General features: G+C 71.2%; 12 protein-coding genes. 6 read left to right on the top strand and 6 right to left on the bottom strand.

Going from position 1 to position 13,876, the window contains the following annotated elements; translation table 11 throughout:
- Positions 1-87 precede the first annotated feature (87 nt).
- Positions 88-2,502 (top strand): glycoside hydrolase family 5 protein, encoded by a 2,415-nt coding sequence (locus tag J4709_RS08050; RefSeq protein WP_208238675.1) that lies wholly within the window; start codon positions 88-90, stop codon positions 2,500-2,502.
- 174 nt (positions 2,503-2,676) lie between these two features.
- Positions 2,677-3,471 carry a YhjD/YihY/BrkB family envelope integrity protein gene (locus J4709_RS08045; protein WP_208238673.1) on the top strand — a complete coding sequence of 265 codons (795 nt, stop codon included), beginning with the start codon at positions 2,677-2,679 and terminating at the stop codon, positions 3,469-3,471.
- On the opposite strand, the gene J4709_RS08040 is transcribed toward J4709_RS08045, so the two are convergent.
- Positions 3,429-3,725: a TetR/AcrR family transcriptional regulator gene (locus J4709_RS08040; protein ID WP_208238671.1), complete on the bottom strand. Its 297-nt coding sequence runs from the start codon at positions 3,723-3,725 to the stop codon at positions 3,429-3,431. The two genes, J4709_RS08045 and J4709_RS08040, sit on opposite strands and share 43 nt — an antisense overlap.
- A 28-nt stretch (positions 3,726-3,753) precedes the next feature.
- Between J4709_RS08040 and J4709_RS08035 the strand changes: the two genes are divergently transcribed.
- Together J4709_RS08035 and J4709_RS08030 are read left to right on the top strand one after the other, a co-directional pair.
- The gene (locus tag J4709_RS08035; protein WP_208238669.1) at positions 3,754-4,677 is read left to right on the top strand and encodes an NADP-dependent oxidoreductase; all 924 of its coding nucleotides are present in this window, start codon (positions 3,754-3,756) and stop codon (positions 4,675-4,677) included.
- Between the two features lie 147 nt (positions 4,678-4,824).
- Positions 4,825-6,429: an ABC-F family ATP-binding cassette domain-containing protein gene (locus tag J4709_RS08030; protein ID WP_208238667.1), complete on the top strand. Its 1,605-nt coding sequence runs from the start codon at positions 4,825-4,827 to the stop codon at positions 6,427-6,429.
- A gap of 158 nt (positions 6,430-6,587) precedes the next feature.
- On the opposite strand, the gene J4709_RS08025 is transcribed toward J4709_RS08030, so the two are convergent.
- Positions 6,588-8,063 carry a carotenoid oxygenase family protein gene (locus J4709_RS08025; RefSeq protein ID WP_232383169.1) on the bottom strand — a complete coding sequence of 492 codons (1,476 nt, stop codon included), beginning with the start codon at positions 8,061-8,063 and terminating at the stop codon, positions 6,588-6,590.
- 108 nt (positions 8,064-8,171) lie between these two features.
- Between J4709_RS08025 and J4709_RS08020 the strand changes: the two genes are divergently transcribed.
- Positions 8,172-8,783 carry a TetR/AcrR family transcriptional regulator gene (locus J4709_RS08020; RefSeq protein ID WP_208238665.1) on the top strand — a complete coding sequence of 204 codons (612 nt, stop codon included), beginning with the start codon at positions 8,172-8,174 and terminating at the stop codon, positions 8,781-8,783.
- A 209-nt stretch (positions 8,784-8,992) separates the two neighbouring features.
- Here the strand turns inward: J4709_RS08020 and J4709_RS08015 are convergent, their stop codons facing one another.
- The gene (locus J4709_RS08015; protein WP_208238663.1) at positions 8,993-9,748 is read right to left on the bottom strand and encodes an alpha/beta fold hydrolase; all 756 of its coding nucleotides are present in this window, start codon (positions 9,746-9,748) and stop codon (positions 8,993-8,995) included.
- Positions 9,745-10,533 (bottom strand): IclR family transcriptional regulator, encoded by a 789-nt coding sequence (locus J4709_RS08010; RefSeq protein WP_208238661.1) that lies wholly within the window; start codon positions 10,531-10,533, stop codon positions 9,745-9,747. Before J4709_RS08010 ends, J4709_RS08015 begins: the two co-directional genes overlap by 4 nt.
- A 77-nt stretch (positions 10,534-10,610) precedes the next feature.
- On the opposite strand from J4709_RS08010, the gene J4709_RS08005 reads away from it, so the two are divergent.
- Positions 10,611-11,084, top strand: coding sequence for a RidA family protein (locus tag J4709_RS08005; RefSeq protein ID WP_208238659.1), 474 nt, complete (start codon positions 10,611-10,613; stop codon positions 11,082-11,084).
- A 239-nt stretch (positions 11,085-11,323) separates the two neighbouring features.
- Here the strand turns inward: J4709_RS08005 and J4709_RS08000 are convergent, their stop codons facing one another.
- Together J4709_RS08000 and J4709_RS07995 are read right to left on the bottom strand one after the other, a co-directional pair.
- Positions 11,324-12,505 (bottom strand): fatty acid desaturase family protein, encoded by a 1,182-nt coding sequence (locus J4709_RS08000; protein WP_208238657.1) that lies wholly within the window; start codon positions 12,503-12,505, stop codon positions 11,324-11,326.
- Between the two features lie 92 nt (positions 12,506-12,597).
- Positions 12,598-13,872 carry a lipase family protein gene (locus J4709_RS07995; protein WP_307801070.1) on the bottom strand — a complete coding sequence of 425 codons (1,275 nt, stop codon included), beginning with the start codon at positions 13,870-13,872 and terminating at the stop codon, positions 12,598-12,600.
- Positions 13,873-13,876 lie beyond the last annotated feature (4 nt).

Raw genomic sequence — 13,876 nt, 5'->3', positions numbered from 1 at the left:
AGAAAGTGAACAGGTCTCATCTTTTGTGGACCTAGTAAATGTGAGACTTGCTCATGTATTTTGGCGGTCCCCGGTGAAGGAGATCGCATGGGTTCGCGATGGCTCGTGCCAACGGTCGTGGGCGTGGTCCTGGGCCTCCTTCTCGCCGGAGCGCTGCTCGATCCGGTCGGGTTCTTCGCGCTGCTGGGGATGCCCGGGCGTCTGATGCAGGCGGCGCGGTGGCAGGTGGCGCCCTTGGTCGTCTACGTGCCGCTGCTGCTCGCGGGCACGGCGCTCGTCGCGGCGGCATTCGGACATCTCGGACGGCGGACGCGGTTCGCGACGGTGTGGGCGGGGTTCGTGCTGGCCGCCGTGGTCGCGAAGGCCGCCATGGCGCTCGCGGCGACCGTGCCCGGGCTGAACGTCGCCGACCTGCTGTGGGCGACGAGCTTCACCGTCCCCAAAGCCGCCCTGTACGCACTCGTCCCTGCCGCGGCGACCCTCCTCATACGGGTCGGCGAGCGTCGGGACGAGGAGCCCGCGCACCGCGCGCACTGGCCGATCGCGGCGATCAATGTCGCGGTGGTCGCGATGACCGGGCCGTGGGTGTCCTCGCACTGGTCACGAGACCTGCCGCACGGGCTCCCGTCGGCCTCCCCGCATGGGGGAGCGGCCGGGCTCCTCGCCGGTCTGCTGGTCCTGTTCCTCGCGCTCGCCCGCACGCAGCGGACCTTTGCACGCCGGTCCCGCACGCCCGCCGGGGCCTTCCTCGGCGGATGGCTGGCCGCGATGTGGGCGGGCATCGTCCTCGGAGCCGTCCAGGTCGCCGGGCTGGTGGTCGTGGACGGACCGGGTGCTCCCTTGCAGACGCCCGCCGCGTTGTGGGTCCGTCTCGGCGAAGGCGCGTCCTTGGGGGCCGCCGTCGGCTGGGCGCCCGGGTTGCTCGCCTTCCTGGCCGCCCGCGGCGCATTCCGGTGGCCCGCGGCGCGGACCGTCCCGGCGACGGCCCTGGTCACCGCCGTCGTGGCGGCCGGCGCGGCCGGGGCGGTGGCCGCCACGCGTCCCGAGCCGCCGCCCGCGCCCCGCAAGGCCGTCGTCGCCGCGGCCGGGACGGAGCCGTCGGCATTGCGGGTCGTCCGGGGGAAGCATCCGCGGATCGTCGACGGCGAGGGACGGCAGGTCCTGCTCCGCGGAGTGAACGTCAACCAGCTGGTCGACTTCTACGCGCCGCGCCCGGGCGTCCCGGCGACGCTGCCGCTCAGCGAGGACGACTTCGCGCAGATGGCCGCGCTCGGACTGAACGTGGTGCGCCTAGGGGTGTCGTGGTCGCGGATCGAACCGCGCCCCGCCCAGTACGACGAGGGGTACCTGCGGCGGATCGACCAGGCCGTGGCCTGGGCGAAGAAGCACGGGCTGTACACGGTGATCGACATGCACCAGGACGGCTGGAGCAACGCGCCCACCCCCCGCGGAACGTCCTGCCCGCCGGGCACGTCCCGGATGGACGGCTACGACGGCGCGCCGGCCTGGGCGACCAAGACCGACGGCGCGCCCCGCTGCCAGTTCACCGGACGCGACATCTCGCCCGCCGGGGACCGCGCGTTCACCAACTTCTACTACGACCGCGACGGCGTCCAGAGCCGCCTGGCCAAGGTGTGGGCCATGCTCGCCGCACGCTTCGGCGCCGACCCCGCGGTCGCCGGATTCGACCCGCTCAACGAGCCGGGCTTCGGCGAGCAGGCGCCGCTGACCTCGACGCTGCTGCTCGGCCGCTTCTACGACCGCGTCCTGCACGCGATCCGCGGCGCCGAAAGCCGCCCGCACCCGCTGTTCGTCGAACCGAGCATCTTCTGGTCCGGCACCGGGTTCGACGCGGTCCCGCGCGGCTCCTTCGCCTCCGACCCCGACATCGTCTTCGCGCCCCACCTGTACGCCGAGTCGATCACCATGGACGCCTCGCTCGGCCTCCCCGTCATGACCTCGGTCGAGCACGGCTTCGTCCTCGCCCGCCGCGCCGCCGGCGACATGCCGGTCTGGAGCGGCGAATGGGGATTCTGGGGCGACGACGGCCCCGTGGCCGACCGGCTGCACCGCTACGCCCGCCACGAGGACGACGACGCGATCGGCGGCGCGTTCTGGGTCTGGAAACAGGCGTGCGGCGACCCGCAGAACGGCACCGGACCCACCGGCAACGGACTCAACAACCTCGACTGCGCCACGCAACGCTTCCTGCCCCGCGACGCGGCCGCCGTCCAGGAGATCTCCCGCGCCTTCCCGCACGCGGCCCCGGGCATCATCACCTCACTGCGATCCCTCCCCGGCGGCCGGCCCTCACAGCCACGGAAGTTCCAGCTCACCGGCAGATCATCCGCAGGCAGTTGCACTCTGAAGGTCTGGGTGCCGGGAAGCACCCGCCCCACCCCCACCGCGTCCGGCATCGACCAGATCGACACGCCACAAGTCGAAGGCGGCTGGATGCTCACCGGCTGCGCCCACGGCTCCTACCGACTGACGCTCACCTGAACGCACGCCGGGAGTTACCGGCGCCGTACCGGGCATGACCTGCATGAGGGCTGAGAAAGTGCCGAAGCTCAGCCCGATCCGATCGAGGACCGACCCATGCCGAGCGGCAGGAGGACCACTGGCGCGAGCCGAGCAACACCCGGCCGCAGCCCCGGGCGCTCGCACGGCGTGCACGTGCGGCCGAAGATCGAGAGCACCGTCCCGCGCCTGAAGGTGGTCGGGCGGAACCCCCTGTGGGCCCGGCTCACGGCGATCGACTTCTTCGGCAACTCCTTCCAGCTGGCCGCGCTGGCGATCCTCTGCTTCTTCCCGTTCCTCATCGTGCTCACCGCCGCCGCCGGGCGGAGCACCGCAGAAGTGATCACCGGTTGGCTGGGCCTCGACCAGCCCGCCTCACGCGCCGTAGCGGACCTTTTCACGGCCGTCCCGCCCGCCGGCTCGTTCACCGTGGCCAGCGCCCTCCTGCTGATCCTCGGAGCGATGGCGGTCGCCGGCACGCTGCAGCACTGGTACCAGCGCGTCTTCGACGTGCGGAGCCGCGGCATGCGGGACTCGCCGGCCCAGCTCTGCTGGCTGGCCGGCCTCCTCGGATACGGCGCCTCCCAGGCCGGGCTCGGACACGTCTCGGGCGCGTTCGGCGGGCCGGTCCTCCAGATCTTCTCCGGACTGGCGCTGGCGACCCTGTTCTGGTGGTGGACCATGAGGATCCTGCTCGGAAAGGGCATCGGCTGGCGTGCGCTCCTCCCGTCCGCGCTGGCGACGAGCGTGTGCTGGGTGGGCCTGGGCGTGTTCTCGTCCCACTTCTTCTCCGACCAGATCGTCGCCAACCGGGCGAGCTACGGACCCATCGGCGTCGTCATGGTGATCATGTCCTGGCTGGTCGCGGTCGGAGTCGTCGTCCACCTCGGCTCAGTCCTGGGCCGCCTCTACACCGAACACCGCGCACGCCCCACTGACCAGCGACACTGATCATCACTGGGCGACGCCGCGGGCGCGCCCGGCCGGCCCTCCGTGACGTGGTCGGCCCACCAGCGGATCCGCTCGCCGACCAGTTCGTCGATGAGCGCGTCCAGGGTGGGGAAGCGGCGATAGATCGTGCCGACGCCGATCCCCGCGGCCTTGGCGATCTGTTCCAGAGTGAGGCGCATGCCCTGCTCGGCGAACATCCCGGCCGCCGTGTCCAGGATCGCCCGCCGGTTCCGCTCCGCATCGGAGATGCCCATGACGACGATGAAGACAAGGGGACCCTTCATGCCTCGGGCAGCCCTCTACCGCGAGTACGGCGACAGCGGCGTCCTCGAGATCACCGACGTCCCGATGCCCGAGCCCGGCCCGGGCATGGTGCGCGTCAAGGTCGTCTACTCCAGCGTCAACCCGGTCGACTCCAAGTTCCGTGCCGGAACGCTCAGCGACGGCACCCCGCTCGCCGGACCGACCATCACCGGCATGGACGTCGCCGGGACCGTCGACGCGATCGGCGAGCACGTCACCGGCCTCGTCGTGGGTGACCGGGTCGCGGGCCTGGCACCGGGCGGCGCCGCCGCCGAGTACGCGGTCACCTACGTGGCCGCCCTGGTCAAGGTGCCTGACAACGTCGACCTGAAGGTGGCCGCCACCATCGGCGTCGGCGGGAGCACCGCCGTGCGCGCCCTCGGGCTCGCAGGTGTCGAGGAGGGGCAGCTGATCTTCGTGGACGGCGCCGCCGGCGGAGTCGGCACGTTCCTCACCCAGCTCGCCGTCGCCCGCCGCGTCCGGGTCATCGGCACCGCGTCCGCGGCCAACCAGGAGCACCTCGCCTCGCTCGGCGCGACCCCGATCGACTACGCCGGTGATTGGGAGACCGCAGCCCGCGAGGCCGCGGGCGGCCGCATGTTCGACGCCGCGTTCGATCTCGTCACCGGGGGGAAGGCCGAGGCGCTGCGCCGCCTGGTCGGCGCCGATGACAAGGTCATCACGCTCCTCGACCCCGAGGTCGGGCAGCGCGGCGGCATCATCGTGACGGGCATCGAGCCCGGCTTCGAGAACGCCCTCCAGGAAGTCATCGACGCCGTCGCCGCAGGCAAGGTCACCATCCCGATCGCGCAGACCCTCCCGCTGTCCGAGATCGCCCGGGCACAGGACCTCTCCGCCGCCGGCCACGTGCGCGGAAAGCTCGTCATCTCGATCGCCGGCTGAACTGCGCCTCGTGGGAAGGAGATGGCGGATGCGCTGCTCGCAGGGCGTGGGTTACCGTGGATGCATGTCCACGCCCCGAGTTTCCTAGCTGAAGGACCCGCTTCCACACCAGAAGTGTGTCCCTCGGCTTTCTCGGAGTGTTATCTCATGATCACCGTTCGCGGTGTCGAGCTGCGTGCGGGCGCCCGCCTGCTGCTCTGCGACATCTCCTTCTCCGTCTCTCCCGGCGACCGCGTCGGCCTGGTCGGCCGCAACGGCGCGGGCAAGACCACCTTGATGACCGCCCTCGCCGGGCGGGCCAGGCCTTCCGCCGGGACGATCACGCACACCGGTCCGGTCGGCCTGCTGGCCCAAGACTCCCGCACGGCCGACCCGGCCGTCACCGTGACCGACCGGATCCTGTCCGCCCGCGGCTTGGACCGGGCCCTGCGCGCGATGCGCGCGGCCGAGACCGCCATGGCCGACGCCGCCGGGCCCGCCGCGCTGGAACGGGCGATGAACGCCTACGCCCGCGCCGAGACCGCCCTGCAGGCCGGCGGCGGGTACGCGGCCGAGGCCGAGGCCGCCCGGGTCGCGGCCGGTCTCGGGCTGCCCGAACGCGTGCTGGGCGAACCGGTCGGCGCGCTGTCCGGCGGCCAGAAGCGCCGGGTGGAACTCGCCCGCATCCTGTTCGCCGGACACGGCGGCACGCTGCTGCTCGACGAGCCGACCAACCACCTGGACGCCGACTCCGTCGCCTGGCTGCGCACCTTCCTCCAGAGCCACCAGGGCGGCCTGGTGGTGATCAGCCACGACACCGCGCTGCTCGCCGACGTGGTCAACCGTGTCTTCCACCTCGACCCGCAGCGCGCCACCATCGACATCCACAACACCGGCTGGAAGACCTATCTCACCCAGCGGGAGACCGACGATCGCCGCCGAGCACGCGAGCGGGTCAACGCCGAACGCAAGGCGACGGCCCTGCACGCGCAAGCCGACAAAATGAAGGCGCGGTCGGCTACCGCCGTCATGGCCAGGAGCATGGCCCGTCGGGCGGACCGGATGCTGGCGGAGCTGGAGCCGGCCCGCCGCGCGGAGAAGGTCGCCAGGATCCGGCTGCCCGAGCCCGCCGCATGCGGGCGGATGCCGCTCGGCGCCGTCAGCCTGTCCAAGTCCTACGGCGCCCACCAGGTACTGGACCGCGTGGACCTGGCCGTCGACCGGGGCAGCCGCCTGCTCGTCCTCGGCCTCAACGGTGCGGGCAAGACCACCTTGCTGCGCCTCCTGGCCGGCCAGGAACCGCCGGACGCCGGGCGGGTGGTGCACGGACACGGCCTGCGGCTGGGGTACTTCGCCCAGGAACACGACACCCTCCGTGCCGAGCGCACCGTATTGGAGAACCTGCGCGCCGCCGCCCCGCAACTCACCGACGGTGAAGCCCGGAGTGTGCTGGGCGCGTTCCTGTTCTCCGGCGACGACGCGGACAAACCCGCCGGAGTCCTCTCGGGCGGCGAGAAGACCCGCCTGGCCCTGGCCGGCCTGGTCCACTCCGGCGCCAACGTCCTGCTGCTGGACGAGCCGACCAACAACCTCGACCCCGCCTCCCGCACCGAGGTCCTGGCCGCGGTCGGCTCCTACCCCGGCGCGATCGTGATGGTCACCCACGACGAGGACGCCATCGACGCCTTGCGCCCCGACCGCGTCCTGCTGCTGCCGGACGCGGACGAGGATTTGTGGAACGAGGACTACCGGGACCTGGTCTCCCTCGCCTGACCACGACCGCACGGCCCGTTCCGCACCGGCCCGGTGGTGGCACAGCCGATCGAGGGCTGCGCCACCACCGCCGTGACCGCCGGACCCGGACCGTGCCGGCCGGGCGGTCACACGACCGACTTGTGAGCGTGCGGGTGCGGACGTCGCACGGCTCGTTCTCAAGTGCCGGCGATCCAGCTTCCGTGCAACCCGAGCGGGATCCGGCTCGGCAGGTGGATCTGGGCGATCGGCTTCCCGGTGAAGTCCTGCGCCGAAAGGATCACCAGGTCCGAGGCGTTCCGGTCGGGATTGTGGACGTAGCACAGGACGTAGCCGTCGTCCTCGGCGCGGGCGCCGGCACCCGGGACGAAGACCGCCTCGCTCGCGCTCGCGTGCCGCGGGAACCGGTGGAACTGCGATCGTCCGGTGGCCAGGTCGTGCTTGACCAGGCCGTTGCTGAACGCCGAGTCGGGGGTCGAGCCGTGCCCGTAGGACTTCAGGAAGTCGGCGGTCGCGGCGGTGTAGCCGTACCGGTGCTTGCGGCTGACCCGCGCGTCCGGAACCCGGGGGAACTCCTGCGGCCGGTCATCGAGCTGGGTCCGGCGGACGACGCCGCGCGCCCGGTCGATCGTCCAGCGCACCAGCGCGGGCGGCGCGCTGGTCGACAGCCGGTCGGCGCTGAACGGCGCGGGGAACTCCACGAAGTCGACCACGATGTCGCCGCCGTCGTCGTAGGAGTTGAGCGTGTGCGAGATGTAGGAGGGAGGCACCGTGATCCAGGTGACCGCTCCTCCGGCGCGAGGGAAGTATCCGACCCGGTTGGGGCGCTTGGTGTCCCAGACCCAGGGGATCTTCTGGCCGTGCTTCATGGCGTCCAGGTCGAACATGATCGGCTGGTCGTAGAGGACGACGTATTTCTGGGTGAGGGCGAAGTCGTGCATCAGGATCGTCCCGCCCATGGGGATCTTGCGGGTCGACGTCACCTTGCCGGCCGCGCTGATCACGACGTACTGGACGTAGTCGGTGCTCTCGTCGTAGCTCACCGAGTGCAGTTCACCGGTGCCCGGGTCGAGCTTGGTGTGGGCCGACATGGTTCCGGCCCATGTGCCGTCGAAGTCGCACGGTCCGACGGTGTAGAGCTCATCGGTGAGTTCCTGCGGACGGGCGGTGCCCTCTTGTAGCGCGAGGGTCTTGCCGCGGAATCCGATCACGTTGACGTTCGACGCGAAGTCGGTTTCGGCAGGGACCCCGCGTACCGGCTCGCCGAGTTTCTCGGCGGTGCCCTTCGCGCGGACCCAGCGGCTGCGATACCACTCGGCCTTGCCGTCGCGGAGCTGGACGCCGTGGACCATTCCGTCGCCGACCAGCCAGTGGTGGGCGAGCGGGTCCTCCAGTCCGAGCACGTTGGGGCCGTTGCGCAGCAGGCGGCCGGTCAGCTCCTTGGGGATCATGCCGGTGACCGTCAGGTCGAACTCGGTCACCTCGAAGTGGACCGGCGTGAACGCGCCTTCGAGAAAGGGGTTTCCGCTGTCGCGTTTGCGCGGGGTGGCCTGGGCCGCCATGGCCGGTGCCCTGCCGATCGCGGCGGCTCCGAGTGCGGTGCCGGCGGCGAGGCCGGCGGTCAGCGCGCGGCGGCGGGACATCTTCTGGGACATCGTTCACCTCCAAGGTGACGAGACAAGACGTCTCGTTCCTGTGAACGGTAGGCCCGGGGTGGCCCTCCGTCAAGACGAGTCGTCTCGTTTCGTGTAGAATCCCTGGTCATGACCACCGAACCGGCGAATCCGCGTTACCGGAGCGAGCGCTCCCACAAGGCGATCCTCGACGCCGCGCTGAAGCTGTGCCTGGAGCAGGGGTTCGCCAGGACGAGCGTCGACGCGATCGCGAAGGAAGCCGGGGTCGGCAAGCAGACGATCTACCGGTGGTGGCCGTCCAAGGCCGCGGTGCTGGTCGAGGCGATCGACCGGCAGAGCGCGCCGTCCATCGAGTTCCCCGACACCGGCGACATCTACGCCGACCTGCGCGACCAGATGGTCGCCGTCGCGAAGTACTTCCAGACGACGCAGTCCTCGACATACCGGGAGGTCATCGGTGCTGCGCAGTCCGACCCGGCGGCGGCGCAGGCCATCCTGGACACGCTGGTCAATCCCCGTGTCCAGGGCTGTCGGCGCCGGCTGGAACGAGCGCAGCAGCAGGGTCAGATCCGGACCGACGCCGTGCTGGACGATGTCGTCGAACTCATCTACGCCCCGCTCTACTACCGCCTGCTCCTGGGAGCCCGTCCGAACACGCCCAGCCAGGTCGAAGACATCCTGAACCTGGTGTTCGACGGAATCCGCCCCCAGACCCCGAACCCCCCGTCCACCGACGACTGACGGCCGGGTTGCAGGCCGTGGCGGCGGGGATGGCGCCGTTGCCGCCGACGAACAGGTTGCTGAAACCCCACGGATTCCGAAGCCAGGTCTTCCCTCGGCTCCTGCCGCGCTGCGGACGGCGTCTGATACCTGGACAGGAGCACCCCAGCACCCGCCGACAGGAGTTCGAGTTCCTGCTCCATCGCGGGAGGATCGTCCGGCGCGCCGGTTCACTCCAGGGCGGACCAGAAGGCTCGGAGGGAGGCGGCGAAGGTCTGGGGTGCGTCAAGGTTGGCGAGATGGCCTGCCGCGGGGATCTCCCGGATTTGCGGGTGGACGAGGCCCGTGGCGATGCGCTCGGCGCAGGAGCGGGGTGTTCTGGTGTCGTGCCGGCCGACCAGGAGCAGGACCGGGCAGCCGATGTCCGGCAGGACGGGCCGCAGGTCGGTGGCGAAGCAGCGGCGGGCGGCCGTCGCGTACGCCTCCAGCGGTGTGCCGGCGAGGACGTCGCGCAGCCGCGGGCCGTCGGACCGGCGGGCCCTCGGGGCGAGCGTCTCGGTGACGTAGGCGTCGGCGAACCGGTTCATCCCCAGGCCGGACGCGCGCTGGACGGTCGCGGCCAGCTTCGCGGCGCGCTCCGGCTCGTCCAGGGACGCGAAGGAGCCCGCCGCCGTCACCGACCGCACGCGGTCCGGGGCGCGCGCGGCCAGGGCGAGCGCCTCGTTACCGCCGAGCGATACGCCGACGACGTGCGCGCCGGCGGCTCCGGCGTCGTCGAGGAGCCCGGCGAGTTCGGCGCCGGTGTCCTCGGCGGAGGGGGACCGGCCGTGACCGGGCAGGTCGGCTGCGATCACGCGCCGGTCGGCGGCCAGGAACGGCAGGCAGGAGCGCCACATCGAGTGGTCGAGCCCGAGGCTGTGCAGCAGCAGGACGGGAGGCAGGCCGGAGGCCGGGCCGGTGACCTCGGCGAACAGGCGGGACCTCATCGCGCGGCCGCCTCGCGGTGGCCGAGGTCCGCGGAGATCCGGGCGGCCGCCGCCGTGACGGCCGCGGCCAGCTCGCGTCGGCGGTCCGCGCCGAACCGGGACTCGGGCACGCAGCAGCCGACCGCGGCGACCGGGGCGCCGGTGTAGTCGCGGATGACGGCGCCGGCGCCGCACACGCCGGGGCGCCACGACGATTCGTTGATCGCGTATCCCCGTTCGCGCACGCGGCGCAGTTCGCGCGCCAGGTCGTCGGGGTCGGTGATGGTGTGTTCGGTGTAGGCCCGCAGCCCGGTTTCCGCGACGCGCGCGAGCTCGTCGGGCGGCTGATGGGCGAGCAGTGCGCGGCCCGGTGCGACGCAGTGCGCGGGGGCGCGGGCCCCGACCCGGGACTGGGGGGCCACCGGCAGCCGCGAGTCCAGCTTGGCGAGGTAGACGACGTCGCCCAGGTCGTAGACGCACAGGTGGACGACCTCGCCGGTGCGCGCGTTCAGCTCCTCCAGGTGCGGCCGGGCGATGTCGCCCAGCCGGAGTCCGGCGAGGACGGTCATGCCCAGTTCCGCGCAGCGAAGGCCGGGCCGGTAGGCGCCCGTCCGGGCGTCCTGCTCGGCGTAGCCGCGGGCCACCAGCGTGGCGAGCAGCCGATGCGTGGTCGCCTTCGACCGCCCGGTTTCCGCGGCGATCTGGCCGAGCATCCGAGGGCCTCCCGCCGCCAGGAGCTCCAGCACGTCGAAGGCGTGGGCGACGGCCTGGACGGGCGGCTCGTCGGTGGGGTTGCGTGACACCATGCCAGGGACGCTAGCGGAATCTCGTTTCACCTTTCAAGATCTTGCGGAACGGCATTTCAGTTCCCTATCTTCCCCGCATGGACCCGATCGAACGACGCCTGTCCGAGCTCGGAGCGGCGCTGCCGGCCCCGATCGCCGCGCCCCCGGGCGTCGCGCTGCAGCTCCGGTTCGTCACGGTGGCCGGCTCCTTGGCGTACCTGTCCGGGCACGGCCCGGCCGACGGCCCGCGCCGGCTGGCCCGCGGCAAGGTCGGCGCCGACCTGACCGTCGACGAAGGCAGGACGGCGGCCCGCCAGTGCGCCCTCGCGGCCCTGGCCACCCTCAAACGCGAGTTCGGCGAGCTGACGCGCGTACGCCGATGGATCAAGGTGACCGGATACGTCAACTGCACGCCCGGCTTCGAGCGGACACCGGCCGTGGTCAACGGTTTCAGCGACCTGATCACCGACCTGTGGGGAGACGCCGGACGCCACGCGCGCTCGGCGATCGGCGTGTGCGCCCTTCCGTTCGCGGTACCGGTCGAGGTCGAGGCGGTCGTGGAGATCGCCTGACACCCGACCCCCGGCTCATGCCATGCCGGATGGACACGGCCGGCCGCGATCTGCCGACGGCCGTCCTTCGAGGCAGCTCAGGGCCGCGAGCGTGTCGGGTCGGTCGGCCGGTTCATAGACCCGGTCGGATCAGCCGGCTCGAGCGTCACATCGAAGCGCCGATCCCGGCTCGTCCCATCGACGGCCAAGACGCTCACCGTGCCGACCCCGGCTGTGCGCAAGCCGGGCCGCCATGGGGGCTACGCAATTACACGCGGGAGCGGTTGATGTCGCTGGTGAGAGGGAGTAGGCGCAGCCGGGCCTTGACCGTGCTTAGTGGCCGTTGGGAAGGCGAGGCGGGTCACCTTCGCCCAGTGCCGGGCGACTTGGCGGGGGAGTGAGGCGGAATGGTAGGGAAGGCCGTAGCGGTCGCACACGTCCCGGATGCGGGGAGCGATCCGGGCCAGCCGGTTGCTGGGCATGTCGGGGAACAGGTGGTGCTCGATCTGGTGGGACAGATTGCCGGTGAGCAGGTGCAGGATCGGACCGCCGCTGATGTCGGCGGAGCCGAGCAACTGCCGCATGTACCACTGCCCGCGCGTCTCTGCGGTCAGGGTCTCCTCGGGGAAGACGGCCACGTCGCCCGGGAAATGGCCGCAGAAGATGATGGTGTGCACCCAGATATTGCGCAGGATGTTGGCGGCCAGGTCGGCGGTCAGCACACGGCGGGCGTTGTGTCGTCCCGACAGGGCGCCCAGCAGGGGAAAGGCGACGTAGTCCTTGACGGCCTGGCGTGCGGTTTTGCGGCCGATGTCGGCGAGGCTCGCAAGGAGTTCTTCTTTGGTCTTCTCGCCTGATTCGGCTTGGGCGCCGAGGTCGTAGAGGGCGTTGCCGAGTTCGAATTGGGTGGCGAACAGCAGGTTGTAGAACGGTTGGGCGAGGTAGTAGGGGCGCCAGGGCTGGCCGGCGTTGACACGCAGGATCGTGTAGCCGATGTCGCGGTCTTTGCCCAGGACGTTGGTGTAGGTGTGGTGGAGCACGTTGTGGGCGTGTTTCCACTGGTCGGCGGGGCAGGCGTTGTCCCATTCCCAGGTGGTGGAGTGGATCTTGGGGTCGTGCATCCAGTCCCACTGGCCGTGCATGACGTTGTGGCCGATCTCCATGTTCTCCAGGATCTTGGCCAGGGTCAGGCATGCCGTGCCGCTCCACCAGGCCCACCGCCGGGACGCGGCGAACAGCAGCACCCGCCCGGCCACCTCCAGTGTGCGCTGCCCGGCGATGACGCGCCGGATGTAGCGGGCGTCGGCCTCGCCCAGGTCGTGCATCACCTCCTGTCGCAGCGCGTCGAGTTCGTCGGCGAGCCGGCGCAGGTCGTCCTCGGACAGGTGCGCGGCCGCAGGGACGACGGGTGGCGGCGCGACACCGCGGGTGGCGACGGACATGGGTGTTCCGTTCTGTGTCGGGGGATGCGGGAGGGCGTCGGAGCCCCGGGGCGACGACAGGGGCCGGAGCGGCCCCGGGGCTTCGATGGGTCTCAGCAGCCGTTGGTGAAGGGCTTGCCGGCGAACCGGTCGGTGAAGAAGTTCAGGACGTCTCCGGCGGCGCCGAACATGGTGGTGGCATGTTCGGTGGGGTAGGAGATCTTGTACTGGTTCTGGATGCCGTTCTGGCAGTAGGTCTTGTGGAGCTGGTCCATCGGCTCGTGCGGGAGGATCTCCTCCAGCCAGCCGCGGTACAGGAACATCGGGAAGCCGACCTTGTACTTGGCCGAGGAGTTCGGGCCGCCGGTGTCGACGCCGAGGTTGAGGCCGTCGGCGATCTGGCCCCACGTCGTGCCGTCCGGGCCCTTGATCGCGTAGAGCTGGTCCAGGGTCAGGTGGTCGGTGGTGAAGTTCTCGACCTTCTGCCCGGCGAACACTGCCAGGGTGCCGAACAGGCAGTTGTTCTTGACGTCCTTCTCGGCTTGGCGTCCTGCGTCGTTGAGGTACTGGTCGAAGGGCATCTCGGGGTACTGGTACTTCAGGCCGATGAGGGTGTCGGCGAGGAACCCGGCGAAGAAACTGCCGTTCAGCTGCTTGGCGGCGGCCTTGAGGTCGGCGGGGATGCCGCCGGAGGCGTCGCCGACGACGTCGAGGTCGGGGGCGTAGGAGGCGGCGAGCTGGGCGGCCCAGGCGGAGGTGTTGGCGCCTTCGGAGTATCCGTCGATGCCGACCTTGCCGTCGGCGGTCAGTCCGCTGCCGGGGATCTTGCGGGCGGCGCGGACGATGTCCAGGGTGGCGGGCCCGTTGGCCTTCCCGTTGACGTAGGGATGGGTCTGCCCGTCGAGGTAGCCCTCGCCGTCGGTCGCGGCCAGCGCCCAGCCCTGGTTGAGGAATCCGGACAGGTTGGGCGCCTCGTACTGGTCCTGGAACCCGGTGGTCATCTGCTTGGACAGCGAGCAGGACGCCCCCGTCCCGTGCGTGAACGGCGCGTAGGCGATGGTCGGCCGGGATCCGCCCTTGCTCCAGGCCGCGTCCGGGACCGCGACGGTGCCCGACGCGGCGACCTTGTTCCCCTTGGCATCGGTGGTGACGTACTGGACCTTCCAGGCGTGGACCGCGGGAAGGTTCGGCACGAAGGCCAGGGTGGCGGGGGCGCAGGCCAGGATGTCGCCGGGGTTGCCGGTGACCGTCGCGGGGGGCTTGTAGATGTCGGCGTCACTCGCGGTGCAGCCCGCCGTGTCCGCCGCCGCAGGCCCGGCGGACACGACCGCGGTGACCACGGTCGCAGCGCCTAGACTCAGTGCGGCGAGCACACTGGTGATCTTCACGTGC

The organism is Actinomadura violacea, from assembly GCF_017573465.1.
GTDB lineage: Bacteria > Actinomycetota > Actinomycetes > Streptosporangiales > Streptosporangiaceae > Spirillospora > Spirillospora violacea.
This window is presented reverse-complemented; position numbering and strand designations above follow the sequence as displayed.

Bases quoted from the DNA above. Each gene is read 5' to 3' on its own strand.
- J4709_RS08005 (WP_208238659.1), top strand. From the start codon at position 10,611: ATGGACCCGATCGAACGACGCCTGTCCGAGCTCGGAGCGGCGCTGCCG.
- J4709_RS08010 (WP_208238661.1), bottom strand. From the start codon at position 10,533: ATGGTGTCACGCAACCCCACCGACGAGCCGCCCGTCCAGGCCGTCGCC.
- J4709_RS08015 (WP_208238663.1), bottom strand. From the start codon at position 9,748: ATGAGGTCCCGCCTGTTCGCCGAGGTCACCGGCCCGGCCTCCGGCCTG.
- J4709_RS08050 (WP_208238675.1), top strand. From the start codon at position 88: ATGGGTTCGCGATGGCTCGTGCCAACGGTCGTGGGCGTGGTCCTGGGC.
- J4709_RS08030 (WP_208238667.1), top strand. From the start codon at position 4,825: ATGATCACCGTTCGCGGTGTCGAGCTGCGTGCGGGCGCCCGCCTGCTG.
- J4709_RS08020 (WP_208238665.1), top strand. From the start codon at position 8,172: ATGACCACCGAACCGGCGAATCCGCGTTACCGGAGCGAGCGCTCCCAC.
- J4709_RS08035 (WP_208238669.1), top strand. From the start codon at position 3,754: ATGCCTCGGGCAGCCCTCTACCGCGAGTACGGCGACAGCGGCGTCCTC.
- J4709_RS08000 (WP_208238657.1), bottom strand. From the start codon at position 12,505: ATGTCCGTCGCCACCCGCGGTGTCGCGCCGCCACCCGTCGTCCCTGCG.
- J4709_RS08040 (WP_208238671.1), bottom strand. From the start codon at position 3,725: ATGGGCATCTCCGATGCGGAGCGGAACCGGCGGGCGATCCTGGACACG.
- J4709_RS08025 (WP_232383169.1), bottom strand. From the start codon at position 8,063: ATGTCCCAGAAGATGTCCCGCCGCCGCGCGCTGACCGCCGGCCTCGCC.